Raw genomic sequence first — 23,324 nt, 5'->3', positions numbered from 1 at the left:
CAGTTGACAAAGAGCCAAATAAAAAAACAGAACTAGCATGAACTAGTCCTGTCTATTTTTACCCAATCACACTTCCGTTTGGTACAGCTGGATCAACTGTGAGAAGGGTTAATTGTCCATCATGTTCAGCTGATAGGATCATACCTTGGCTGACATATTTCTTCATCATTTTACGTGGTTTGAGATTGGCAACAATTTGAACTTTCTTGCCGACCAATTCTTGTTCATTTGGATAGTATTTTGCAATTCCAGAAAGAATTTGACGATCTTCTCCATCACCAGCATCCAAGCGGAATTGAAGCAACTTATCAGAACCTTCTACTTTAGAAACTTCTTTGACTTCTGCGACACGGATTTCGACCTTGTCAAAGTCTTCAAACTTGATTTCTTCCTTGTTTAGTTTGAGTTCAACTTCGTCTGGGTTCCACTCTTTTTCGACTGCTGGTTTGTTACCTTCCATTTGTTCCTTGATATAGGCGATTTCTTCTTCCATATCGAGACGTGGGAAGATTGGTGTTCCTTTGGCAACTACAGTCACATCTGCTGGGAAGTCAGCCAAGCTCAAGTTTTCAAGGCTCGCTACTTCTTCCAAGCCAAGTTGATTCAATACTGCACAACTGGTTTCCATCATAAATGGTTCAATCAAGTGAGCAACGACACGAAGGCTGGCTGCCAAGTGGCTCATAACACTTGCCAATTGGTCACGAAGAGCTTCATCCTTGGCCAAGACCCATGGTGCGGTCTCATCGATGTATTTATTGGTACGAGAGATAAGGGTCCAGACCGCTTCAAGCGCACGTGGGTAGTCAACTGCTTCCATGTGTGTATGGTAGTCAGCAATTGATTGTTCTGCAACCTCAGCAAGAGCATTATCAAACTCTGTTACACCCTCTACATAGGCAGGAATTTGTCCATCAAAGTACTTGTTAATCATAGAAACCGTACGATTGAGGAGGTTCCCAAGGTCATTGGCCAATTCGTAGTTGATACGGCCTACATAGTCTTCCGGAGTGAAGGTTCCGTCTGAACCAACTGGAAGACTGCGCATGAGGTAGTAACGAAGTGGATCTAGTCCATAACGCTCTACCAACATTTCAGGGTAAACGACATTCCCTTTAGATTTAGACATTTTACCATCTTTCATGACAAACCAACCATGGGCAATCAAACGATCAGGTAATTTAACATCCAACATCATAAGAAGGATTGGCCAGTAGATGGAGTGGAAACGAAGGATGTCTTTTCCTACCATGTGGAAGACTGTTCCATTCCAGAACTTGTCAAAGTTACTATGTTCGTCTTGACCGTAGCCAAGAGCTGTCGCATAGTTAAGAAGGGCATCAATCCAAACATAGACAACGTGCTTAGGATTTGATGGGACTGGCACACCCCATGTAAAGGTTGTACGAGAAACTGCCAAATCCTCTAAACCTGGCTCAATAAAGTTGCGAAGCATTTCATTCAGACGACCATCTGGAGTGATAAATTCAGGATGGGACTTGAAAAAGTCTACCAAACGGTCTTGGTATTTGCTGAGGCAAAGGAAGTATGATTCTTCGGATACCCATTCAACCTCGTGACCTGATGGAGCAATACCGCCAGTCACATTTCCAGCTTCATCACGAAATACTTCTGCAAGCTGGCTTTCTGTAAAGAATTCTTCATCTGATACTGAATACCAGCCAGAGTATTCACCCAAGTAAATATCATCTTGAGCCAGCAAGCGCTCAAAGACCTGTGCGACAACTTTTTCGTGGTAGTCATCAGTTGTACGGATAAATTTATCGTATGAAATATTTAGTAATTGCCAGAGTTCTTTAACTCCAACTGCCATTCCATCAACATAGGCTTGTGGTGTAATGCCAGCTTCTTCCGCTTTTTGTTGAATCTTTTGACCATGCTCATCAAGACCTGTCAGATAAAAGACATCGTAGCCCATTAGGCGTTTGTAACGGGCTAGGACATCACAGGCGATGGTTGTGTAGGCAGAACCGATATGAAGTTTCCCAGATGGATAGTAAATCGGCGTTGTAATATAAAAATTCTTTTCAGACATAATTTTTCCTTTCCAGGCAAATGAAACCTGTTTTTCTAACACTTCATTATATCACATTTTTAAGGATTTTCGATAGGGAAATCTATACAAAAACAAGATAGACGAGTGTCCATCTTGTTGATCTTATTCATAACGAAGGGCTTCGATTGGGTCAAGTTTCGATGCCTTGTTGGCTGGCAAGACTCCAAAGATCATACCCACGCTAGCCGAAACTGCAAGACTAAATAGGGCAACTGGGATTGATACTCCAACTTCTATACCCGTAATCAAGCCTTGCAGTAACAAACCTGCTAAGGCAGTTAAACCACTTGCAATTGTCAAACCAATTAAGCCACCTAACAAGGTCAAAATCATGGATTCAATCAAAAACTGGATTAAAATATTGGCACGCGTTGCACCCAAAGCCTTACGGAGACCAATCTCACGGGTACGCTCTGTAACAGAAACCAGCATGATGTTCATAACACCAGTTCCTCCAACAAAGAGGGAAATCCCTGCGATGGAACTGATAATCGTCGTCATAAAACTAAACGATTGTTGAATTTCTGCAAATGTAAGCGACTCATCTGCCACCTGATATTCTCCCTGTTGCAAGCCTGCAAGTTCTGTCATTTTTCGTGCCAGTTCTGGACCCAGAGTTGGAGTTAAACTGGTATCATTCACTCGAAAGACAATACTAGCTATTTCATCTACATTAAAATTCGCAGCAAGGGAGATATTGGTAGTAATAGGCAAGCCACCAAACCCATATATTTTTGACCTTTTAGCCTCTGGACTAGTATAAACCCCAATGACTCGATAACTAAAATCATTGACTTCTACAACCTTGTTAATAGCCTCTTGTGGAGAGCCAAATAAACTAATGGACAATTCCTCATCTAGCAAAATGACACTTGCAAACTCTTTGAAATCTTGCTCTCTTAGACTACGACCTGCAATAATTTCATTCTTAACAGCGTCCATGTAAGTTCTGTTTCCACCTGTCAAATTGGCATTTTCAACTTTTTTATCTTTATAAGTCAAGATGGCGTTCGTTGAGTTGGTTACATAGTAATTATCCACTCCCTTGAGTTTGGCTGCCTCCTTGACCCAAGATTCTTGCGGTTTTGGTGGTTCAACAGGAACTTCCTCTTCTTTTCCAGAAACCGTAAAAGCTGATTGTTTCTGAGTAAAAGACCCATCTTTACTTTTTTTAGGAGAGAAGAAGACGCTAATATTTTTCTGAGATTTGGTCATATCTTTATTGACTTGACGAGATAGGGAATCTCCCAAAGCCATAATCACAACAACTGATGAAACACCGATAATAATCCCAATCATGGTAAGCAAAGAACGCATCTTGTGAGCCATAATAGATGAAAAGGCAAATTTCAGATTCTGCATCTTAGTTTTCCTCCTTTTCTAACTGAGCACTATCAGATGAAATAACTCCATCGCGAATGACAATCTGACGTTTGGCATAAGCAGCTATTTCAGGCTCATGCGTTACCATGATAATGGTTTTTCCTTCTTTGTTCAAGTCAACCAATAGTTGCATAATTTGATTCCCTGTTTTGGTATCCAAGGCTCCTGTCGGTTCGTCTGCTAGGATAATAGAAGGATTGTTTACCAAGGCACGCGCAATAGCCACACGTTGCTTTTGACCACCAGATAATTCCGAAGGCAAATGGTGACTACGTTCTGTCAATTCAACCTTGTCTAAATACTCCTCAGCCAACTTGCGACGTTTTGAAGACGAAACTCCTGCATAAATCAAGGGCAATTCTACATTTTGCAGAGCATTGAGTTTGGATAGAAGAAAGAACTGCTGAAAGACAAAACCGATTTGTTGGTTGCGGACCTTGGCTAGTTGTTTTTCACCTAGTCCAGCCACTTCTTGACCTTCAAGATAATACTCTCCACTGGTTGGTGTATCCAACATGCCAATCGTATTCATCAGAGTGGACTTACCCGAACCAGATGGTCCCATGATAGCAACGAATTCACCCTCATTCACTTCTAGGTTGATATTTTTGAGAACCTGCAGTTCTTGGTCACCGTTACGGTAGCTTCTGCAGATATTTTTTAGACTAATTAGTTGCTTCATCAGCCTTCACCTCTTTTCCTTCTTCCAAGGAAGACGTTGGATTACTGATGACCTTGACTCCATTTGTCAGACCTGAAGTGATTTCTTGGTTGTCTGCATCAGCATTACCCAAACCAACTTCCACTTTCTTGGCCTTTTTCTGCTCGTCAAGCACCCAGACATAGTTCTTATCATTTTCAGTCACAACACTTGTTAGAGGAACCAAAATGGCTTTACTCTTATTTTTGACCTCAACACTTACTGAGAATCCTTGTTTCAAGTCACCGATTTCACTTGTAACATCGATGGTATATGGATATTTAGAACCAGAATTACCGCCTGCTGCTACAGCTGTACTTGCTGCTTCGCCATTGTTTTTAGGGTAATCAGAAATGTAGCTAATCTTACCAGTCCAGCTCTTATCTTGGTAAACTTTAGAAGTAAAGGTTACTTCTTGTCCTACAGAGAGGTTGGCAAGGTTATATTCAGACAGTTCACCCTTAACTTGCAAGTTTTCATTGCTAACGACATGAACTACAACCTGGCTAGCTCCTGTTGGAGATTTAGAAACATTGTGGTTGACTTCGACCACAGTTCCCTCTAGGGTACTGAGAACCGTCATTGCATCTAACTGACTTTGAGCCTTACTTAATTGTGCTGCTGCATCTGCACGAGCATCACGGGCATCACCCAACTGAGCGTCAATAGAAGCAACAGAATTTCCAGCCACTGGAGTTGGACTTTGCACCGTTGCATCTTCTCCTCCTGCTGGCGCAGAGGCTTGAGGAGCCGGAGCTGAAGCGGCTTCATTTCGTGCTTGATTGAGTTCATTGATATGACGATCTGCCTTAGCAACTGCTCGGCTAGCTGAATCATAGGCCGCCTGCACTTCTGAACTACTGTACTTGACTAAAGCCTGCCCTTCGCTGACCTTATCGCCCACAGAAACAAGGATTTCGTCTAAATCTCCCTTGCTAGCATCAAAATAAACGTATTGTTCATTTTTTGCCGTCACTGTTCCTGACAATAAAACCGACGAAGCAACAGTTCCCTCTTTTGCCACTACTAGATGTGGCGTTTCATCCTTAACATCAGTTTGCGAGGGTTGTCTAAAGAGTAAAATCCCCCCGGCACCCAATACAACTACACTCGCAGCACCAATTGCTGCATACAATTGCCACTTTTTAGCTTTACCATTCTTTTTCTTCATAATGAAACTCCTTTTCTTTTTTACAATACTTTGCTATTATACCAGATTTCCCTCCAGCAAACAATGCAGTTCAGATGGAAATAATGACAATTCAGGATTAAACAATCGTTCGGAAATTCTCCTTTTCTATTGTACTAGTTATATAATACATTATTTTGACTTATTTGGCAAGCTTTTTTGCAATTTTTTGTGCGTAGCAGATTTTTGCAATCACATCAAAAAAAAGATAGAATATGACTATCAAAAAAGACACTCGACTATTTAAAAGAGTACAAAGGAGTTTTCAATGAGAGAATACGATATCATTGCTATCGGTGGAGGTAGCGGAGGAATTGCTACCATGAACCGTGCTGGTGAACACGGAGCCAAAGCGGCCGTTATTGAGGAAAAGAAACTAGGTGGAACCTGCGTCAACGTCGGCTGTGTTCCTAAAAAAATCATGTGGTACGGAGCACAAATCGCTGAGACTTTCCATCAATTTGGAGAAGACTACGGCTTTAAGACTACTGATCTTAACTTTGACTTTGCAACCCTACGTCGCAATCGTGAAGCCTACATTGATCGCGCTCGTTCTTCTTATGATGGCAGTTTTAAACGCAACGGTGTAGACTTGATTGAAGGCCATGCTGAATTTGTAGATTCTCATACTGTTAGCGTAAATGGTGAACTCATTCGTGCTAAACATATCGTGATTGCTACAGGTGCCCATCCAAGTATTCCAAATATTCCTGGTGCTGACTTAGGTGGCTCTTCTGATGATGTGTTTGCCTGGGAAGAATTGCCAGAATCAGTTGCTATTCTAGGCGCGGGTTATATAGCCGTCGAATTAGCTGGCGTTCTCCACACTTTTGGTGTCAAGACAGACCTCTTTGTTCGCCGTGATCGTCCTTTACGTAGTTTTGATTCTTATATCGTTGAAGGTTTGGTCAAGGAAATGGAAAGAACAAACTTGCCACTTCATACTCACAAAGTCCCTGTCAAGTTAGAAAAAACTGCTGACGGCATTACCATTCATTTCGAAGATGGTACTAGTCACACAGCTAGCCAAGTTATCTGGGCTACTGGTCGCCGTCCAAACGTTAAGAGCTTGCAACTTGAAAAAGCTGGAGTAACTCTGAACGAACGTGGCTTTATCCAAGTAGATGAATACCAAAATACTGTTGTTGAGGGAATCTACGCTCTAGGTGATGTAACGGGCGAGAAAGAACTGACTCCAGTTGCAATCAAGGCTGGGCGTACTTTATCTGAACGTCTCTTTAACGGAAAAACAACTGCAAAAATGGACTACTCAACTATTCCAACTGTTGTCTTTTCACACCCTGCTATCGGAACTGTTGGCTTGACAGAAGAGCAAGCTATTAAAAAATACGGCCAAGACCAAATCAAGGTTTACAAATCAAGCTTTACTTCTATGTACTCTGCTTGCACTTGCAACCGTCAAGAAACACGTTTCAAATTGATCACAGCTGGTTCAGAAGAAAAAGTTGTCGGACTTCATGGAATTGGCTACGGTGTTGATGAAATGATTCAAGGATTTGCTGTTGCTATCAAAATGGGAGCAACCAAGGCTGACTTTGACGCAACTGTGGCGATTCACCCAACTGCATCTGAAGAATTTGTAACTATGCGTTAATCGAAATAAAAGAAGCTGATACAAATGTGTCTGCTTCTTTTTTGATAATTTTCGAATCAACAAAACAATTACCCACCTTAACCAGTAAGCAAAATCGGCCGTTACAGTTTTTGTTACCTTTGTTATAAAAATAGGTTGACAATAATTACTCTACGAGTATAATAGTTACTATACATAAGAAAAGAGGTTAACTATTTTGAAAAAAGCTCACGTTTATGCTATCCCTGCGATTGGGGCTGCTCTCATTGCTGTATTGGCACAAATCAGTCTTCCTATTGGACCTGTTCCCTTCACTCTGCAAAACTTTGCAATCGGCTTAATTGCTACTGTCTTTAGACCGAGAGAGGCTGTACTTTCTGTTGGACTCTATCTTCTTCTAGGTGCTATCGGTCTTCCTGTCTTTGCAGGAGGTGGTGCTGGTTTTCAGGCTTTAGTTGGCCCTACTGCAGGTTATCTTTGGTTTTATCTTGTTTACTCTGGACTGACTTCCTCTCTAACCAACAGCAAGAGTGGTGTTGTCAAGATTTTTCTTGCAAACCTCTTAGGTGATGCCCTTGTCTTTGTCGGCGGGATTCTTAGCTTGCATTTCCTTGCTGGAATGGCATTTGAAAAAGCTCTTGTTGTGGGAGTTCTTCCCTTTATTATCCCAGACCTTGGTAAAATTATTGCCATTAGTTTTATTAGCCGTCCATTACTTCAACGCCTTAAAAATCAGGCTTACTTTACTAACTAAAAAAGGATATCGAGTTATTATGACTCAATATCCTTTTCTTTCATTTTGAAAACCTACACTCAATAAAAATCAAAGAGAAAACTAGGAAGTTAGCCGCAGGCTGCTCAAAGTACTGCTTTGAGGTTGTAGATGAAACTGACGAAGTCAGTAACCATACACATACGTCAAGGCGAAGCTGACGCGGTTTGAAGAGATTTTCGAAGAGTATTAGTTGCCTTTAAAGGCATCCACCATGGTTTGAAATTCTTCATTAGAGAGAGTAATTCCTTTGCCCATTTTAGTATGATCTGGACTCCAAGCACGAATATCAAACTTTGCAGGGGAACCATTAAAGCTCACACGGTTGATTTCCTTAGTCCAACCTTTTTCGTTTTCAGAAAGAGTCAACAAATGCTCTTCGATTTCAAATGTAAATTCTGCCATTTTCTTCTCCTTTTTTAGCTTTCATTAGTTTATTCGTAAAATCTTGTAGATTTTACGAAAATTTTATATAATATTGATATAAAAGAAGGGAGGCCAATATGAGACATAAATTCCAGCAAGTTTTAAATAAAATACATGACTTTTTAAATGGACATGACCAACCTGACCAGACTGAAACCAACTCCCTTACAGCCACTATTGAAGAGGCTATCCAGAAACAAACCGCTGTTCACCTTATCTTATCTGAGACAAGTTTTACAGGTGATATCATCAAATACGATCAGCAACGTCAACAAATTATCGTGAAAAATTTCGCCAAAAATGTGACCCGTATTATCCGCATAAGCGATATTCAACGTCTGCGCTTTGTCCCTTCAACTGTCCAAACAGCCCAAAAAAATAGATTTAAGAAAGAGTGAGATGTAGTTACTTCATCCCACTCTTTTTTCTTAGCGAATTTGTTCAAAATGTAAATGAACAGCGATATGGTCTCCATAACCACTTCTTTCCAAGTCACGTTGTAGACGATAGGAAATGTAGTGTTCTGCAATGGTAATGTAACCTGCACCCAGCAAACGATGTTCAACCATAGACTGAATCATGCTGATGGTAGCACGTTCCACCTTGGCCTCTTCCAAATCCAAAACCACTTTCTTAGTGACTTGTGCAAGGTTTTGACGTAAATCATCTGTCAATACATAAACAGTCTGGGCTGCCTTTAAGATAGCTTGGTAAATCTTATCTGGATTAAATTCAGCAATTTCTCCATCACGTTTGATTACTTGCATAGGTTTCTCCTTTATTATTTGTTTTCTTTAATTTCTGCCAGCATTTTTTCTTCTTCTGCTGTCAGTTGATAATGTTCTAACAAATCCGGTCTGCGCTCGTAGGTTTTCTTTAAACTCTCATACAGGCGCCACTGACGAATCTTTTCATGGTGTCCACTCATCAGTACATCTGGCACAACCATACCTCGATAATCATAGGGACGTGTGTACTGAGGATACTCGAGAAGCCCAGAAGAAAAACTATCATCTTGGTGGCTAGACTCCTTGCCAATCACTTCTGGAATCAGGCGAACCGTCGCATCAATCATAGTCATGGCCGCTAACTCACCACCAGTCAAGACATAATCCCCCAAGGAAATCTCATCTGTCACCAAGGTCTTAATACGCTCATCATAACCCTCATAGTGACCGCAGATAAAGATAAGTTCTTCCTCTTGAGCCAAATTCTCTGCATAAGCCTGATCAAACTGCTTGCCAGCTGGGTCTAGGAGAATGACGCGCGGATTTTTCTTTTCAATATCATCAAAGGCATCGAAAATGGGTTGGGCTCGGAGCAACATCCCCTGACCGCCTCCGTAGGGCTCATCGTCGACATGGCGGGCCTTTTCAGCATATTCTCGAAAATTATGATACTGGATATCCAAGAGCCCTTTTTCACGTGCCTTTCCAACAATTGAGTGCTCCAGTGGAGAAAACATCTCTGGAAAGAGGGTTAAAATATCAATCTTCATCGTCTAACCCTTCTAAGATTTCCACATCGACGCGGTTATTCGGAATATCAACATTGAGAACCACTGGTGGGATATAAGGCAATAACAAATCACGCTTGCCTTTTCGCTTGACCACCCAGACATCGTTAGCACCTGGTTGTAGGATTTCCTTGATGGTTCCAATCAAGTTATCACCCTCATAGACTTCCAAACCGATAATCTCGTGATAATAAAATTCACCATCGTCTAGGTCATTCAAATCTTCCTCAGCAACCTTGAGACTATATCCCTTGTACTTTTCAATAGCATTGATATGGTACATATCTTTGAATTTAATAATGTCAAAGTTCTTCTGTTTACGGTGGCTAGCGATGGTCACTGTTTGAACAAACTGATCTTTTTCATCAAACAAGGCCAGCTCAGCCCCTTTTTTAAACCGTTCTTCTGCAAAATCTGTCACAGACAAGACTCGCATCTCACCCTGCAACCCTTGCGTATTGACGATTTTCCCAACATTAAAGTAGTTCATCTTGTCTCCTGTAGTCTCCTTCTTTCCATCTTATTCTGATAATTCTCGAATAATAGTCGCAATTTTTTCGGATTCAGACCACTGTAAATAATGGTGATTCCCTCCTAAAATGAGTTTAGTATTGGAAGTCCAATATTCTGATTCTCTGTACTCTTTTTCTCTATAAGCCTGACAAAAAATAAATACAGGGGCATAAGCTTCTATCGACAAATTCTCAAAATCTTCCTCAGTAATCTCTCCAGATATCTGAAATCCTGGATCTTGATTTTCCAACTCTGAGCCTTTTTCTTGCATTATTGCCCAGATTTCTTTATTAATTTCAGGGCTAAATGTGGCTTGAGTTAAATTCTTAAAATACAATTCAGGACCACACTCGTCAATCAACCTCATCTGCCTTTCCATTTCTGGATAAGGATTTTCTGAAAAATCAGCAAACATGACGTTTTTAGTTGTCGGTTCAATTGCTACTAAAGCCTGACACTTAATTGGTTTCTTGAGTAATTTGCAAGCTAAAATTCCACTCAAACTATGTGCACAAAGTATATATTCAGAAACTTCCAATTCTTCAAGCACTTCATAAACTGCATCTACAAGATTATCCAGATTTTTGTCAGCCTGGTCATGAATCGGACTCCTGCCTGTGTTTGGAAAATCAATTGTCAAATAACCAATTGTAGGAGGAAGTTTTTCAAGTATAAGTGAAAAATTTTCATAACTTGGTAGCAAACCTGCTCCATTTAAACAAACTAGCACTTTCTTTTGCTTTCGATAAGTAACAGAGAGACTACCAATTTCTGTAGATACTTCAAATCTCTTCATAAAGAAATCCACTCGTTCTATATAATGAATTATTAAAAATCCTTATCCTTTATTTTATCACGTTCTAAGGATTTTCTCAAGTTGGAGGAAGGGGACAACATCTCTACTTTCCCTTCACAAATTCTTCCAAATTACGTTCATGTTGGTACTTAATGGCTGCAGTCTTATCTTTCTCAAAGATAGTCTTGGTAAGGTCACTATGGTTGATGGCGGCGATTGCGACGGTGTAGTGAATGATAGCAGCCAGTTCTTTTACTAGTTCCTCGTTAGAATCCTGAACCTCCTCTTTTCTACCAGAGCGACCATTCAAAACCTCAGCTACTTCTCCGATTTCCTCCACTAGCTTCATAAAGAGACTTTCCTCAGTCCGAGACTGCTAGTAATGTTCCAGTAGATAGTCTTGTAATTGTCTAAACATTAAATCCTTCATATCCTGCTCCTTGCAAAAAAAGCGAAACATTCGTCCCGCCCTTCTTATTTTTCGTCAATAACGATTCTTACTTTTTTGTCTTCAGTTGGGACAGAGTAGACAATCGTTCTTATCGCAGAAATAGTGCGACCCTTACGACCGATTACACGACCCACATCACTTTGATCAAGATCCAAATGATATTCCAAAAATTCTGGTGTATCTTCAATCTTGATAGTTAAGGCATCTGGTTGTGAAATCAAGGGTTTCACAATCGCAATAATGAGATTTTCAATCGTATCCATCTGTCAACCTACTTTAAACTTATTTTGAGAATTTAGAATCGTGGAATTTTTTCAATACACCTTCTTTTGAAAGGATGTTGCGAACTGTATCTGAAGGTTGAGCTCCATCAGCCAACCATGCAAGAACACGGTCTTCTTTCAAAGTTACTTGGTTTTCAGCAACAAGTGGGTTGTAAGTTCCAACTGTTTCGATGAAACGTCCGTCACGTGGTGAACGTGAATCTGCTACGTTGATACGGTAGAAAGGTTTTTTCTTAGAACCCATACGAGTCAAACGGATTTTAACTGCCATTTTTAATATCTCTTTTCTTATTTTTTATTTGAGTGAAATAGCTGAGCTATTTAGCACATGTTCTATTATAGCAGATTTCTGACAGGTGTCAAGAAAAAAACTTGACAGACTATAAAATTCTTAAACCATTTAGAAATTTGTTATATTTTTAAAGAAAAATCAGAAAGAGAATGTCATAAATCCTATTTTAGAAACATTTTATAAAGACCATCAAGTTAAGCCCTTCATATCGCCTGAACGAGATTTGGATACTTGGCTCCTAAATCCTAAGCCCGTTCCCAAACGAATATCAAGGATTTTAAGAACGATATCTACTAATTAATTTATAAAATATGAATCAATAGATTCTAAATAGGGGGAATAATTTAGTTCTGTAAAAATTAACTTCTACACCTATAACGCTTATTCTGACAGACTTTATAACAGTCTAAGAAAAAAAGTAGAGATTCATACAGTATCTAGATTTTTCAAAAATTCTTTATCATCAAATATTATTAACGAAACTATCCAAACCAAATCCGATGCATTGCTTCAAAGAATTCTTTAGTTGTTTGACTAGCGAGGTCTTTTATTAAAAAATTTTTTCAAATAATTGCCACCTTGGCACATAAATTCTTGCTTTCCAAATTTAAATGTGATATATTTATAACATAAAATTTAAGTGTTATATATTTATAACACAAAAAAGGAGTCTATCATGAAAAAAAGTCAAAAAATGCGTGGCCTCATTGCAATGATTGCCGTAGCTCTCTTTATTGATTTTATTGTTTTATTTGGTTCTAATCTTAGTTGGGAACCCAAGTTAGTTATTACTGGTATTTCAGTGTCAGGTCAAATTGTAGCTATTTGGAGCTGGCTACATAAGAGTCAGAAAGGTAAGGAAAAGATTATTTTTGACTTGTCTGCTAAGCTTTACACGATACTTGTGTTTGCAGCAAGCATTTTTTATACAGTAGGAATTTGGGTTGCGACCCCAAGCGAAAGTTCTGCTATTAAAGAATGGATTTTGGGAATTGGCCTCGTTATTGAAGTGATTTTATTTGGTTTTTTCTCTTTGAAAAATGTCAAGGAAACTCCGGACGAACGCTTTTATGCCAATTTAGCAAAAGCAGCTAGCTTGATGTTAGTTTTTACACTAGGCGCACTGATGATCCTAACAGTTATCATTGGGTATATGGGGTCTCTCACTCTTTACATGGGTCAAGTCTTTATTAGCATAGCTGCCTTGATTTTCATCTTTGCGGTTGTCTATTTTATCTTGGAACGGAGAGGATAAGCATGGCCAAAGAAAGCAAGATTATTACTAATCTCAAATCTGTTCGTGAGTCCACAGGCATGACCCAGCAGGAGTTAGCCGACCTCATCGGCATGCGACGCGAGACAATTCTGCACTTGGAAAATAACCGTTACAACCCTTCGCTAGAAATGGCTCTTAAAATTGCTCAAGTTTTTAATCTGAAAGTAGAAGACCTCTTTGAACTCAGACAGCAAGAGGAAGCATAATTCTTTCCGAGACCTAGTATTAAGTTCATTGATTCATTAGGAAGTAAAGTCAAAAGAAAAATCCATTGAAAATGTGCTCTTTTAAAATATAGTAATTCTTTCGAATTAACGTTTGCTAATTGTGATGCTTTACGAGCTTTCTTATGACCTGGTTTCCTAAATACTTTGAGTACACTTATGGCATTGATGCCCCAAAGCAAGTGACTTTTTAGTTGACTTTCTCTAAAACCACCTTGTCACTAATATTTGAAATCCCCTTCCTTTTAGGGTACAATGGTAGAAATGAATTTTTGAGAGGAACAGAATGAAAAAACTAGCAACCCTTCTTTTACTATCCACTGTAGCTCTAGCTGGATGTAGCAACATCCAACGTAGTTTGCGTGGTGATGACTATGTAGATTCTAGCTTGGCCGCTGAGGAAAGCTCCAAAGCAGCAGCCCAATCTGCCAAGGAGCTAAACGATGCTTTAACAAACGAAAACGCCAATTTCCCACAACTATCTAAAGAAGTTGCTGAAAACGAGGCTGAAGTGATTCTCCACACAAGTCAAGGAGATATCCGTATCAAACTCTTCCCTAAACTCGCTCCTCTAGCGGTTGAAAACTTCCTAACTCATGCCAAAGAAGGCTACTATAACGGCATTACCTTCCACCGTGTCATCGATGGCTTCATGGTTCAAACTGGAGATCCAAAAGGGGACGGTACAGGTGGTCAGTCCATCTGGCATGACAAGGATAAGGCTAAAGACAAGGGAACTGGTTTCAAAAACGAGATTACTCCTTATCTCTATAACATCCGTGGTGCTCTTTCTATGGCTAATACTGGTCAACCAAACACCAATGGCAGCCAGTTCTTCATCAACCAAAACTCTACAGATACCTCTGCTAAACTCCCTACAAGCAAGTATCCAAAGAAAATTATCGAAGCCTATAAAGAAGGGGGAAACCCTAGTCTAGATGGAAAACACCCAGTCTTTGGCCAAGTGATTGACGGTATGGATGTTGTGGATAAGATTGCCAAAGCCGAAAAAGATGAAAAAGACAAGCCAACTACTGCTATCACAATCGACAGCATCGAAGTGGTGAAAGACTACGATTTTAAACTCAATGAAAATCAAAGAGCAAACTAGGAAACTAGCCGCAGGCTGTACTTGAGTACGGCAAGGCGACGTTGACGCGGTTTGAATTTGATTTTCGAAGAGTATTAAATCTTAAAAACCTAAAAATACAGTACCCACATACGGTACTGTATTTCTTTTATCCTCATTTTTAAGTTAGATTATTAAAATCCCAGATTTGGTCCATCCAGCCTTCATAGAAGTCTGGTTCGTGGCAGACCATAAGAATAGATCCCTTGTATTCTTTAAGAGCACGTTTGAGTTCACCTTTGGCATCCACATCCAAATGGTTGGTCGGCTCGTCCAGCACTAAAACGTTGTTTTCACGATTCATCAAGAGACAGAAACGAACCTTGGCTTGTTCCCCACCTGACAAGACCTGAATTTGGCTTTCGATATGCTTGGTTGTCAAACCACAACGAGCAAGGGCTGCACGAACTTCTGCTTGGTTGAGAGCTGGAAAGGCATTCCAAACAGCCTCTAGTGGTGTTTGGCGATTGCCTCCTTCTACTTCCTGCTCAAAGTAACCAAGTTCTAGGTAGTCACCGCGTTCAACTTCCCCAGCGATTGGCGGGATAATGCCCAATAGAGACTTCAATAGAGTTGTTTTACCGATACCATTGGCACCAATAATAGCAACCTTTTGATTGCGTTCAAAGGTAAGATTTAAAGGCTTAGTGAGAGGACGGTCATAACCAATTTGCAAATCCTTGGCTTGGAAAATAAAGCGTCCTGGCGTACGAGCTGGTTTGAAATCAAAGGACGGCTTTGGTTTCTCACTTTGCAACTCGATAATATCCATCTTATCCAATTTCTTCTGACGAGACATGGCCATGTTTCGTGTTGCAACACGCGCTTTGTTTCGTGCGACGAAGTCCTTGAGGTCTGCAATTTCTTTTTGTTGACGTTCGTAGGCAGCCTCTAGCTGAGATTTCTTCATAGCATAGACTTCTTGGAACTGGTAGTAGTCACCAGAGTATCGTGTCAACTGTTGATTTTCCACATGGTAGACAATATTGATAACGTCGTTCAGGAATGGAATATCGTGTGAAATGAGAACAAAGGCATTCTCATAGTTTTGGAGATAGCGCTTGAGCCAGTCAATATGCTCAGCATCCAAGTAGTTGGTCGGCTCGTCCAAAAGCAAGATATCGGGCTTTTCAAGGAGGAGTTTAGCCAAAAGTACCTTGGTTCTTTGCCCACCTGACAAAGAGGTCACATCCGTATCCATGCCAAAGTCCATAACACCAAGGGCACGCGCTACTTCGTCAATCTTAGCATCCAAGGTATAGAAATCACGACTCTCCAGACGGTCTTGAAGTTCACCCACTTCTTCCATGAGAGCATCAACATCCGCACCGTCTTCAGCCATTTCCATATAAAGGTCATTGATACGAGCTTCTGCTTTAAAAAGCTCATCAAAAGCTGTACGGAGCACATCGCGCACCGACTGCCCTTCAGCAAGGACTGAGTGCTGATCCAAGTAACCAGCAGTCACATATTTGGACCACTCAACCTTCCCTTCATCTGGCAACATTTTACCAGTCACGATACTCATAAAGGTTGATTTCCCTTCACCATTAGCACCAACCAAACCGATATGTTCCCCCTTTAGGAGACGGAAGGACACATCTTCAAAAATTGCACGGTCACCAAAACCGTGACTCAGATTTTTAACTTCTAAAATACTCATTTTAATTCCTTATCTTGTTTTTATGTAATTGTTTATAGAGGAGCCAAGCCAAATAGCCTCCCAAGGTATTGGTCCACAAATCATCAATCTCAAAGACGCGATTGAAATCAAAGAAAAAGTCCAAGACTAACTGCGTACACTCGATTCCAAGACTCACTAAAAAGCTAAAAAGAAGAACCTTTCTTGTTTTCTGCAAGTTTGGAAAGAGATAAAGGAGTTGGAAAATCAGAGGAAAAAGCAAGAAAACATTAAGGATATTTTGTAGAAAAATCCAACATAATTGTCCCATATCACTCACTTCACCCAGTTTCCAGAAAGAATTGAAAGGAGTCAAAAGAAAAACCAGGCGTCCAAGATGCTGAATACCTGGAGTTTCCACCCCCACGGGAGAATGTTCTTGAGGAGTAAAGCAAAAGTAAACTATACAAATACTATAGAAAATGACTCCCCAGACCAAAATATGATTATAAGTCTTCTTCATCATTAAGGATTGACTGCTGCGACTGCTTTCTGGCGGTCACGTTTCATTGTATTGGAACGTAATTGTCCACAAGCTGCATCAATATCTGTACCATGCTCTTGACGAACCACACAGTTGACCCCTTTTTTCTTAAGTGTATCATAGAAGGCCAGGACGCTCTCTTTAGGACTACGGCTATATTGGTCATGCTCACTAACTGGGTTATAAGGAATCAAGTTTACATAAGACAATTTCTTGATATTCTTGAGCAATTCAGCCAATTCCAAGGCTTGTTCTACACCGTCATTGACTTCATTGAGCATGATATACTCAAAGGTCACACGACGATTGGTTGTTTCGATATAGTACTCAATAGCTGCAAAGAGTTTTTCAATCGGAAAGGCACGGTTAATCTTCATAATGCTTGAGCGCAATTCATTGTTGGGTGCGTGAAGTGACACGGCAAGATTGACCTGAACCCCTTCATTAGCAAAGTCACGAATTTTATGGGCCAAACCTGAGGTTGAAACCGTGATGTGACGAGCACCGATGGCCATTCCTTTATCATCATTGATAGTACGAACGAAATTCAAGACATTATTGTAGTTATCAAATGGTTCACCAATTCCCATGACAACGATATGGCTGACGCGTTCGTCCTGACCACACTCATCAAAGTATTTCTGAACCAGCATGATTTGCGCTACGATTTCCCCATTATTGAGGTCACGTTGTTTCTTAATCAAACCAGAGGCACAGAAGGTACAACCGATATTACAGCCGACCTGAGTGGTCACACAGACAGACAAACCATAGTGTTGACGCATGAGTACTGTCTCAATCAGCATTCCATCTGGCAATTCAAAAAGATATTTAACGGTACCATCAGCAGACTCTTGAACGATACGCTGTTTCAAGGGATTGACCACAAACTGGTCATTAAGCTTAGCAATCAAATCCTTGGAAAGGTTGGTCATTTCTTCAAATGACTGGACACGTTTACGGTAAAGCCATTCCCAGATTTGATCTGCACGGAATTTCTTTTCTCCCTGCTCCAAAACCCATTCCTGCATGGTTTGACGTGTTAAACTATAAATTGAGGGTTTCATTTCTTCTCCTTATTCTCTACTCACTTCTGACGAATGACAAAATGACGTTGCCCCTTGTCCTCTTTCTGAGAATACTGGTCCTTCTGACGACGTCTATTTTTCTTATCTGCATTCGGTTTTCGTTTGGTTTGAGTCGGTTTCTTTCCTTTTTTAGAAGGTGTTTCTTCTTCCTTCTTACGCATTTTCTTGTCAAATGATGCTCGCTTAGGGGCTTCATTTTCTAAGACAAAATAGGCACAACCATAACTACAATACTCTAAAAGGTAGTCTTGTAAACGACTGATTTTTTCAAGATTTTCCTCTGTTCGGTCATCCTTGTAAAAACCTCGTAGGCGAAGCTGTTCATTACTCCAGTCCCCAACGATATAATCAAACTTGGTTAAGACTTCTGAAAAACGCTGATTAAAAGCCGTCACATCAAAGGCATCCTTGATATTTTCCACCAAGGAAAAAGCTATCCCTTCCGTTTCAACCTTGTCCCCGTGTAAATGGAACTCAGGACCAGGAAACTTGTTATAGTTGTATAATTCAGGTGCAATTTCTTTTCGCATAGATATCCTTTTTTCACGATTACTTAATACTTTATTCTACCATAATTTCTAGCAGTTAGCACATTTCTCATAAAAATGAAAAAAGTCTGACGATTTTGTCAGACCAAAATAATACAACCTTAAAAAGAGAAGAACAATTCTTCCCTCCAACTATCATTATTTAGCAGCTGCGTACAATTCATCTACTTTGTTCCAGTTGATCACTGAGAAGAAAGCTTTGATGTAGTCAGGACGCACGTTGCGGTATTTCACATAGTAAGCATGTTCCCAAACGTCCAAGCCCAAGATTGGTTTTTTACCTTCTGAGATTGGTGTGTCTTGGTTTGCTGTTGAAGTCACTTCAAGCTTCCCTTCTTTGTTGACAACCAACCATGCCCAGCCAGAACCAAAACGAGTTGTTGCTGCTGCAGTGAAGGCTGCTTGGAAGTCTTCAAATGAACCAAATGTTGCATCGATTGCTGCTGCAAGTTCTGCTGAAGGAGCTGTTTTCTCAGGAGTCATCAATTCCCAGAAAAGAGCGTGGTTCAAGTGTCCACCACCGTTGTTGATAAGTGCTTGACGGATATCAGCTGGGATAGATTCTACATCAGCAAGCAAAGCTTCAAGGTCTTCACCGATTTCAGGGTGTTTTTCTAGAGCTGCATTAGCATTGTTGACATAAGTTTGATGGTGTTTGTCATGGTGCAAGTGCATTGTTTCCGCATCGATGTATGGTTCCAAAGCGTCGTATGCATATGGAAGATCTGGTAAGATAATAGCCATCTGTAATACCTCTTTTTCTTTCTATATGAAAATGATAACGCAAACATTCACTTTTTTCAAGTTTTTTGCTTATAGATAATGAAATCACTGAGATACTTTCTAATCATACTCTTCGAAAATCTCTTCAAACCGCGTCAACGTCGCCTTGGATTATATATGTGACTGACTTCGTCAGTTCTATCTACAACCTCAAAGCAGTGCTTTGAGCAACCTGCGGCTAGTTTCCTAGTTTGCTCTTTGATTTTCATTGAGTATAAAATAAGCAAATCAGCAAGAAACCTACGACAAGCTAATCTTGACACGGGTTGTAGTTTCAAAAAAATGTCAATTGACCTGACTAGCAATCTGTAGGAGTGCCTTTTCAAAAAGGAAACTCTTTTCATAAAGACCTGTCTTAATCTGATAGTCTGTCTCAATCAAATAGGAAATAGATTGCTTCAGAAAGCTCAAGGAAAGTCCTCGTGAATCTCTTAATGCAAACTTGATTTGATAGGGATTAGGATTGCGTCCCAGATAACTACCTAAACTACTTGCAATCTGAGATTCTGTTTGCCCAGACTCTGATAAAATCTTCACCTGAATAAAAGTCCTAAATTGTCCCAGCATGACTGCAATCAACTTGATTTCGTCTTCACCTTGCAAGGTCAAGTCTCTAACCAAGTCGCGCGCCTGGTCCATCTTTTTAGTCAAAATAAACTGAGTTAAATCAAAAATATTGTCCTGTAAGGTCTTGGGAATAGCGTTGACAATATCCTCTTCTTCGATAACAGAATCTGCCTTATAGGACTGTAAAAAGAGGAGATTTTTCTGAATTTCGCTAAATTGAAAACCCGACTTGACGAGAAGATTTTCAAAAGAATGATTGGCAAACTGCAGACCTTGTTTCTGGCTCCACTTTTGGAAATACTGGCGCAATTCTTGTTCTTTTGCTTCTACTGCATCAAAGACCTTGGCATCACGCTTCAGTAATTTAACCAACCGTCTTTTGCTATCCAACTTTCCTTCTGCAAAGATCAACAACTTGGTTGTTGGTGAAGGATTGTCAAGGTATTCCTCAAATGACTTAAGCTCATCATCTGTCAAAAAGCGTTTCTTGGCTGTTGTGATATCGACAAAATGGTCTAATATCACGATTTTCTCATCCGCAAAGAAAGGAAGACTGACCAACTCCAGTTCTACATCCTTGTAGACCACTTCTTTCATATCAAAATAGGCAAAGTTGAGGTCAGCAGAATCATAGCCAATCTGTTTCAACACTTGACTTTTCATCACTTCAAACTGGCCCTGATCTGTCCCTGTAAATAGGCTCAGACTAGGTAAATTTGCTAGAGTCAGTTTTTGACTCTCTTCAATGGCTAGCATCTTCTCTCCTTTCTTCTGATTTTTCGATTTAATTTAGTCGATATAGCGCAATTTCCCACGGAAATCTTCTAAGCTCTCGTAGCCTTTTTCCACCATGATTGCTTTCAGTTCATTGGTAATACGATCAAAAGCACCGACGCCTTCTTTGTGAAGGGTAGTTCCCACCTGCACCATACTTGCTCCACAGAGAATATGTTCAAAGGCATCACGACCAGTCAAAACACCACCTGTACCAATGATTTGAATTTGAGGGTTTAAGCGTTGATAAAAGGCATGAACATTAGCTAAAGCAGTCGGTTTGATATACTCACCACCAATGCCACCGAAACCATTTTTAGGACGAATAACGACGGACTCATTTTCTATATATAGGCCGTTTCCGATTGAGTTGACGCAGTTGACAAACTTAAGAGGATACTTATTGAAAATAGCTGCCGCTTGGTCAAAGTGAACAATGTCAAAATATGGTGGCAATTTAATTCCAAGAGGTTTGGTGAAGTAGGAAAATACTTCTGCCAAAATCCGGTCTGTTGTCTCAAAATCATAGGCAATCTGAGGGTTTCCTGGAACATTTGGACAGGAGAGGTTTAGCTCAGTCAGACCACGAAAATCACTCTCTTGGACTTTTTTCAAAATAGTATGGGTTTCCTCTGGAGACATACCAACTAGAGATAAGAAGAAAGTTCGATTTGGCTCTTTTTCCTGCAGATCCAAAAGGTAGTCCAGATAGTAGTCTAAGCCCTTATTTGGCAAACCCATAGAGTTGATAGAACCAAGTGGAACATCTTGATAACGTGGTTCAGGGTTCCCCTGACGAAAGTCCAAGGTCGCAGTCTTTGTGACAAAGGTTCCTGCAACTGAGTTTTTAACCCCTTCTAGCTCCTCTATCGTCATACAAGCCACACCTGCTGCATTCATCAAACAATTGTCAAACTCAAAACCAGCAATTTGCGTTTTCGTTGATACCATGATTCTGATCCTCCAGATTCCTTTTATTGCTAATATTATACCATATTTTCAGATTTTCTCTTTGAGAAAGGCATTTATAAGAAAAACGTTCGTTTTTTATCTACTTTCAAAAAATCCAAAAAACTAAATTGAAAGAATTTTTAGAAAATTTTTGTTTTTTCTCTTTACAGTTAAAAAAAATTCTGCTATAATGACACACATAATTAAATTAGAATTTAAGGAGAACGATATGACATCTGCTAAAGAATATATCCAAAGCGTGTTTGAAACTGTAAAAGCTCGTAACGGGCACGAGGCTGAATTCCTCCAAGCTGTTGAAGAATTTTTCAACACTTTAGAACCTGTATTCGAAAAACACCCTGAGTATATCGAAGAAAATATCTTGGCACGTATTACCGAGCCAGAGCGCGTGATTTCTTTCCGTGTTCCTTGGGTTGACCGTGATGGAAAAATTCAAGTAAACCGTGGTTACCGTGTTCAATTCAACTCAGCTGTTGGGCCATACAAAGGCGGACTTCGTTTCCACCCAACTGTAAACCAAGGGATTTTGAAATTCCTCGGATTTGAACAAATCTTCAAAAATGTCTTGACTGGACTTCCTATCGGTGGAGGTAAAGGTGGATCAGACTTCGATCCTAAAGGTAAAACAGATGCTGAAGTGATGCGTTTCTGCCAAAGCTTCATGACTGAATTGCAAAAACACATCGGACCATCACTTGACGTACCTGCTGGTGATATCGGTGTTGGTGGACGTGAGATTGGTTACCTTTACGGTCAATACAAACGCCTTAACCAATTTGATGCTGGTGTCTTGACTGGTAAACCTCTTGGATTTGGTGGTAGCTTGATTCGTCCAGAAGCAACTGGTTACGGTTTAGTTTACTACACTGAAGAAATGCTTAAAGCAAACGGTAATAGCTTTGCTGGTAAGAAAGTGGTCATTTCAGGTTCTGGTAATGTAGCTCAATACGCTCTTCAAAAAGCAACTGAACTTGGTGCAACTGTTATCTCTGTATCTGACTCGAATGGTTATGTCATCGATGAAAACGGAATCGACTTCGATCTCTTGGTAGATGTTAAAGAAAAACGTCGTGCTCGTTTGACTGAGTATGCTGCTGAAAAAGCAACTGCAAGCTACCACGAAGGTTCTGTATGGACTTACGCTGGAAACTATGACATTGCTCTTCCATGTGCTACTCAAAACGAAATCAACGGTGAAGCAGCTAAACGTTTGGTTGCTCAAGGCGTGATCTGTGTATCTGAAGGTGCCAACATGCCAAGCGACCTTGATGCCATCAAAGTTTACAAAGAAAATGGTATCTTCTACGGACCTGCAAAAGCTGCCAACGCTGGTGGTGTAGCCGTTTCAGCTCTTGAAATGAGCCAAAATAGCCTTCGCCTCTCATGGACTCGTGAAGAAGTTGATGGACGTCTCAAAGACATCATGACAAACATCTTCAACACAGCTAAAACAACTTCAGAAACATATGGTCTTGATAAAGATTACCTTGCAGGAGCTAACATCGCTGCCTTTGAAAATGTAGCAAACGCTATGGTTGCACAAGGTATTGTTTAAGATTCATTTGCTTAATCCTCAATCGCTTAGATTGGGGATTTTTAGCTTGAATTAAACAGTTGGAAAATTATAGTTAAATGAAATAAAAACCGAACAAATTGATTGCGGAATTCAAACCAATTTCTAACAATGTTTTATAAAACTCAGTGGACTATTCTAAATTCAATCTATTTTATACTTTTCGAAAATCTCTTCAAACCACGTCAGCGTCACCTTACCGTAGATATGGTCACTGACTTCGTCAGTCTTA

25 protein-coding genes and 1 pseudogene are annotated in these 23,324 nt (G+C 40.1%); 7 read left to right on the top strand and 19 right to left on the bottom strand.

Going from position 1 to position 23,324, the window contains the following annotated elements; translation table 11 throughout:
- Positions 1-58: 58 nt before the first annotated feature.
- The 4 genes from metG to HT722_RS03060 form a co-directional block, all read right to left on the bottom strand.
- Entirely contained in the window at positions 59-2,056 is a 1,998-nt protein-coding gene (gene metG / locus HT722_RS03075; protein WP_173277504.1) for a methionine--tRNA ligase, read from the bottom strand.
- A 123-nt stretch (positions 2,057-2,179) separates the two neighbouring features.
- The gene (locus tag HT722_RS03070; RefSeq protein WP_001180418.1) at positions 2,180-3,439 is read right to left on the bottom strand and encodes an ABC transporter permease; all 1,260 of its coding nucleotides are present in this window, start codon (positions 3,437-3,439) and stop codon (positions 2,180-2,182) included.
- A 1-nt stretch (position 3,440) separates the two neighbouring features.
- Positions 3,441-4,142 (bottom strand): ABC transporter ATP-binding protein, encoded by a 702-nt coding sequence (locus HT722_RS03065; RefSeq protein WP_000811474.1) that lies wholly within the window; start codon positions 4,140-4,142, stop codon positions 3,441-3,443.
- Positions 4,126-5,331, bottom strand: coding sequence for an efflux RND transporter periplasmic adaptor subunit (locus tag HT722_RS03060; RefSeq protein ID WP_173277501.1), 1,206 nt, complete (start codon positions 5,329-5,331; stop codon positions 4,126-4,128). The genes HT722_RS03065 and HT722_RS03060 overlap by 17 nt, the downstream gene beginning before the upstream one ends.
- Before the next feature lie 286 nt (positions 5,332-5,617).
- Here HT722_RS03060 and gor point away from each other — a divergent pair, with 286 nt between their 5' ends.
- Positions 5,618-6,964 carry a glutathione-disulfide reductase gene (gene gor, locus HT722_RS03055; protein WP_173277499.1) on the top strand — a complete coding sequence of 449 codons (1,347 nt, stop codon included), beginning with the start codon at positions 5,618-5,620 and terminating at the stop codon, positions 6,962-6,964.
- A gap of 196 nt (positions 6,965-7,160) precedes the next feature.
- Entirely contained in the window at positions 7,161-7,697 is a 537-nt protein-coding gene (locus tag HT722_RS03050; RefSeq protein ID WP_173277497.1) for a biotin transporter BioY, read from the top strand.
- A gap of 207 nt (positions 7,698-7,904) precedes the next feature.
- On the opposite strand, the gene HT722_RS03045 is transcribed toward HT722_RS03050, so the two are convergent.
- On the bottom strand, positions 7,905-8,120 hold the full coding sequence (locus HT722_RS03045) for a YdbC family protein (RefSeq protein ID WP_050390033.1): 216 nt from the start codon (positions 8,118-8,120) through the stop codon (positions 7,905-7,907).
- Between the two features lie 98 nt (positions 8,121-8,218).
- On the opposite strand from HT722_RS03045, the gene HT722_RS03040 reads away from it, so the two are divergent.
- The gene (locus HT722_RS03040) at positions 8,219-8,539 is read left to right on the top strand and encodes a hypothetical protein (protein WP_173277494.1); all 321 of its coding nucleotides are present in this window, start codon (positions 8,219-8,221) and stop codon (positions 8,537-8,539) included.
- Positions 8,540-8,569: 30 nt separating this feature from the next.
- Here HT722_RS03040 and HT722_RS03035 read toward each other — a convergent pair whose 3' ends face one another.
- The 7 genes and pseudogenes from HT722_RS03035 to rpsP form a co-directional block, all read right to left on the bottom strand.
- Positions 8,570-8,908, bottom strand: coding sequence for an ATP cone domain-containing protein (locus HT722_RS03035; RefSeq protein WP_001196040.1), 339 nt, complete (start codon positions 8,906-8,908; stop codon positions 8,570-8,572).
- A 14-nt stretch (positions 8,909-8,922) separates the two neighbouring features.
- Positions 8,923-9,639: a tRNA (guanosine(37)-N1)-methyltransferase TrmD gene (gene trmD / locus HT722_RS03030; RefSeq protein WP_173277492.1), complete on the bottom strand. Its 717-nt coding sequence runs from the start codon at positions 9,637-9,639 to the stop codon at positions 8,923-8,925.
- The gene (gene rimM / locus HT722_RS03025; protein WP_001105892.1) at positions 9,629-10,147 is read right to left on the bottom strand and encodes a ribosome maturation factor RimM; all 519 of its coding nucleotides are present in this window, start codon (positions 10,145-10,147) and stop codon (positions 9,629-9,631) included. The genes trmD and rimM overlap by 11 nt, the downstream gene beginning before the upstream one ends.
- Before the next feature lie 30 nt (positions 10,148-10,177).
- Positions 10,178-10,966 carry an alpha/beta hydrolase gene (locus HT722_RS03020; RefSeq protein WP_173277490.1) on the bottom strand — a complete coding sequence of 263 codons (789 nt, stop codon included), beginning with the start codon at positions 10,964-10,966 and terminating at the stop codon, positions 10,178-10,180.
- Positions 10,967-11,069: 103 nt separating this feature from the next.
- Positions 11,070-11,396 (bottom strand): annotated as a pseudogene (locus tag HT722_RS03015) (nucleotide pyrophosphohydrolase).
- 44 nt (positions 11,397-11,440) lie between these two features.
- Positions 11,441-11,680, bottom strand: a complete 240-nt coding sequence (kphA, locus tag HT722_RS03010) for an RNA-binding protein KphA (protein WP_000379617.1) — start codon at positions 11,678-11,680, stop codon at positions 11,441-11,443.
- Positions 11,681-11,699: 19 nt separating this feature from the next.
- The gene (gene rpsP / locus HT722_RS03005; RefSeq protein ID WP_000268760.1) at positions 11,700-11,972 is read right to left on the bottom strand and encodes a 30S ribosomal protein S16; all 273 of its coding nucleotides are present in this window, start codon (positions 11,970-11,972) and stop codon (positions 11,700-11,702) included.
- A gap of 697 nt (positions 11,973-12,669) precedes the next feature.
- Between rpsP and HT722_RS03000 the strand changes: the two genes are divergently transcribed.
- The 3 genes from HT722_RS03000 (at position 12,670) to HT722_RS02990 (ending at position 14,604) form a co-directional block, all read left to right on the top strand.
- Complete coding sequence (locus HT722_RS03000) at positions 12,670-13,248, top strand: DUF3796 domain-containing protein (protein ID WP_173277488.1); 579 nt, start codon at positions 12,670-12,672, stop codon at positions 13,246-13,248.
- Between the two features lie 2 nt (positions 13,249-13,250).
- Positions 13,251-13,475 carry a helix-turn-helix transcriptional regulator gene (locus HT722_RS02995; RefSeq protein WP_049532384.1) on the top strand — a complete coding sequence of 75 codons (225 nt, stop codon included), beginning with the start codon at positions 13,251-13,253 and terminating at the stop codon, positions 13,473-13,475.
- Positions 13,476-13,779: 304 nt separating this feature from the next.
- Positions 13,780-14,604: a peptidylprolyl isomerase gene (locus tag HT722_RS02990; protein ID WP_173277486.1), complete on the top strand. Its 825-nt coding sequence runs from the start codon at positions 13,780-13,782 to the stop codon at positions 14,602-14,604.
- Positions 14,605-14,743: 139 nt separating this feature from the next.
- Here HT722_RS02990 and HT722_RS02985 read toward each other — a convergent pair whose 3' ends face one another.
- The 7 genes from HT722_RS02985 to HT722_RS02955 all read right to left on the bottom strand — a co-directional run bounded on the left by HT722_RS02985 (position 14,744) and on the right by HT722_RS02955 (position 21,498).
- Complete coding sequence (locus HT722_RS02985) at positions 14,744-16,285, bottom strand: ABC-F family ATP-binding cassette domain-containing protein (RefSeq protein ID WP_173226661.1); 1,542 nt, start codon at positions 16,283-16,285, stop codon at positions 14,744-14,746.
- 1 nt (position 16,286) lies between these two features.
- Positions 16,287-16,769 (bottom strand): VanZ family protein, encoded by a 483-nt coding sequence (locus tag HT722_RS02980; protein WP_173277484.1) that lies wholly within the window; start codon positions 16,767-16,769, stop codon positions 16,287-16,289.
- A complete protein-coding gene (rlmN, locus tag HT722_RS02975; protein WP_173277482.1) occupies positions 16,769-17,854 on the bottom strand; it encodes a 23S rRNA (adenine(2503)-C(2))-methyltransferase RlmN in 1,086 nt (361 codons plus the stop codon). Before rlmN ends, HT722_RS02980 begins: the two co-directional genes overlap by 1 nt.
- A 20-nt stretch (positions 17,855-17,874) precedes the next feature.
- Complete coding sequence (locus HT722_RS02970; protein WP_173277480.1) at positions 17,875-18,405, bottom strand: YutD family protein; 531 nt, start codon at positions 18,403-18,405, stop codon at positions 17,875-17,877.
- A gap of 156 nt (positions 18,406-18,561) precedes the next feature.
- Positions 18,562-19,167 carry a superoxide dismutase SodA gene (gene sodA / locus HT722_RS02965; protein WP_020903212.1) on the bottom strand — a complete coding sequence of 202 codons (606 nt, stop codon included), beginning with the start codon at positions 19,165-19,167 and terminating at the stop codon, positions 18,562-18,564.
- 324 nt (positions 19,168-19,491) lie between these two features.
- Entirely contained in the window at positions 19,492-20,529 is a 1,038-nt protein-coding gene (gene holA / locus HT722_RS02960) for a DNA polymerase III subunit delta (protein ID WP_173277478.1), read from the bottom strand.
- A 33-nt stretch (positions 20,530-20,562) separates the two neighbouring features.
- The gene (locus tag HT722_RS02955) at positions 20,563-21,498 is read right to left on the bottom strand and encodes a dihydroorotate oxidase (protein ID WP_173277477.1); all 936 of its coding nucleotides are present in this window, start codon (positions 21,496-21,498) and stop codon (positions 20,563-20,565) included.
- A 229-nt stretch (positions 21,499-21,727) separates the two neighbouring features.
- Here HT722_RS02955 and gdhA point away from each other — a divergent pair, with 229 nt between their 5' ends.
- Complete coding sequence (gene gdhA / locus HT722_RS02950; RefSeq protein ID WP_173277475.1) at positions 21,728-23,074, top strand: NADP-specific glutamate dehydrogenase; 1,347 nt, start codon at positions 21,728-21,730, stop codon at positions 23,072-23,074.
- The last annotated feature ends 250 nt before the right edge of the window (positions 23,075-23,324 follow it).

It is taken from the genome of Streptococcus sp. 53, assembly GCF_013276565.1.
Lineage (GTDB): Bacteria > Bacillota > Bacilli > Lactobacillales > Streptococcaceae > Streptococcus.
This window is presented reverse-complemented; position numbering and strand designations above follow the sequence as displayed.

Bases quoted from the DNA above. Each gene is read 5' to 3' on its own strand.
- gor (WP_173277499.1), top strand. From the start codon at position 5,618: ATGAGAGAATACGATATCATTGCTATCGGTGGAGGTAGCGGAGGAATT.
- HT722_RS02955 (WP_173277477.1), bottom strand. From the start codon at position 21,498: ATGGTATCAACGAAAACGCAAATTGCTGGTTTTGAGTTTGACAATTGT.
- HT722_RS03020 (WP_173277490.1), bottom strand. From the start codon at position 10,966: ATGAAGAGATTTGAAGTATCTACAGAAATTGGTAGTCTCTCTGTTACT.
- HT722_RS02985 (WP_173226661.1), bottom strand. From the start codon at position 16,285: ATGAGTATTTTAGAAGTTAAAAATCTGAGTCACGGTTTTGGTGACCGT.
- HT722_RS03060 (WP_173277501.1), bottom strand. From the start codon at position 5,331: ATGAAGAAAAAGAATGGTAAAGCTAAAAAGTGGCAATTGTATGCAGCA.
- HT722_RS03070 (WP_001180418.1), bottom strand. From the start codon at position 3,439: ATGCAGAATCTGAAATTTGCCTTTTCATCTATTATGGCTCACAAGATG.
- HT722_RS02995 (WP_049532384.1), top strand. From the start codon at position 13,251: ATGGCCAAAGAAAGCAAGATTATTACTAATCTCAAATCTGTTCGTGAG.
- holA (WP_173277478.1), bottom strand. From the start codon at position 20,529: ATGCTAGCCATTGAAGAGAGTCAAAAACTGACTCTAGCAAATTTACCT.
- rpsP (WP_000268760.1), bottom strand. From the start codon at position 11,972: ATGGCAGTTAAAATCCGTTTGACTCGTATGGGTTCTAAGAAAAAACCT.
- HT722_RS02980 (WP_173277484.1), bottom strand. From the start codon at position 16,769: ATGATGAAGAAGACTTATAATCATATTTTGGTCTGGGGAGTCATTTTC.
- rlmN (WP_173277482.1), bottom strand. From the start codon at position 17,854: ATGAAACCCTCAATTTATAGTTTAACACGTCAAACCATGCAGGAATGG.
- HT722_RS03045 (WP_050390033.1), bottom strand. From the start codon at position 8,120: ATGGCAGAATTTACATTTGAAATCGAAGAGCATTTGTTGACTCTTTCT.
- HT722_RS02970 (WP_173277480.1), bottom strand. From the start codon at position 18,405: ATGCGAAAAGAAATTGCACCTGAATTATACAACTATAACAAGTTTCCT.
- gdhA (WP_173277475.1), top strand. From the start codon at position 21,728: ATGACATCTGCTAAAGAATATATCCAAAGCGTGTTTGAAACTGTAAAA.
- HT722_RS03040 (WP_173277494.1), top strand. From the start codon at position 8,219: ATGAGACATAAATTCCAGCAAGTTTTAAATAAAATACATGACTTTTTA.
- rimM (WP_001105892.1), bottom strand. From the start codon at position 10,147: ATGAACTACTTTAATGTTGGGAAAATCGTCAATACGCAAGGGTTGCAG.
- HT722_RS03035 (WP_001196040.1), bottom strand. From the start codon at position 8,908: ATGCAAGTAATCAAACGTGATGGAGAAATTGCTGAATTTAATCCAGAT.
- HT722_RS02990 (WP_173277486.1), top strand. From the start codon at position 13,780: ATGAAAAAACTAGCAACCCTTCTTTTACTATCCACTGTAGCTCTAGCT.
- HT722_RS03000 (WP_173277488.1), top strand. From the start codon at position 12,670: ATGAAAAAAAGTCAAAAAATGCGTGGCCTCATTGCAATGATTGCCGTA.
- sodA (WP_020903212.1), bottom strand. From the start codon at position 19,167: ATGGCTATTATCTTACCAGATCTTCCATATGCATACGACGCTTTGGAA.
- kphA (WP_000379617.1), bottom strand. From the start codon at position 11,680: ATGGATACGATTGAAAATCTCATTATTGCGATTGTGAAACCCTTGATT.
- trmD (WP_173277492.1), bottom strand. From the start codon at position 9,639: ATGAAGATTGATATTTTAACCCTCTTTCCAGAGATGTTTTCTCCACTG.
- metG (WP_173277504.1), bottom strand. From the start codon at position 2,056: ATGTCTGAAAAGAATTTTTATATTACAACGCCGATTTACTATCCATCT.
- HT722_RS03065 (WP_000811474.1), bottom strand. From the start codon at position 4,142: ATGAAGCAACTAATTAGTCTAAAAAATATCTGCAGAAGCTACCGTAAC.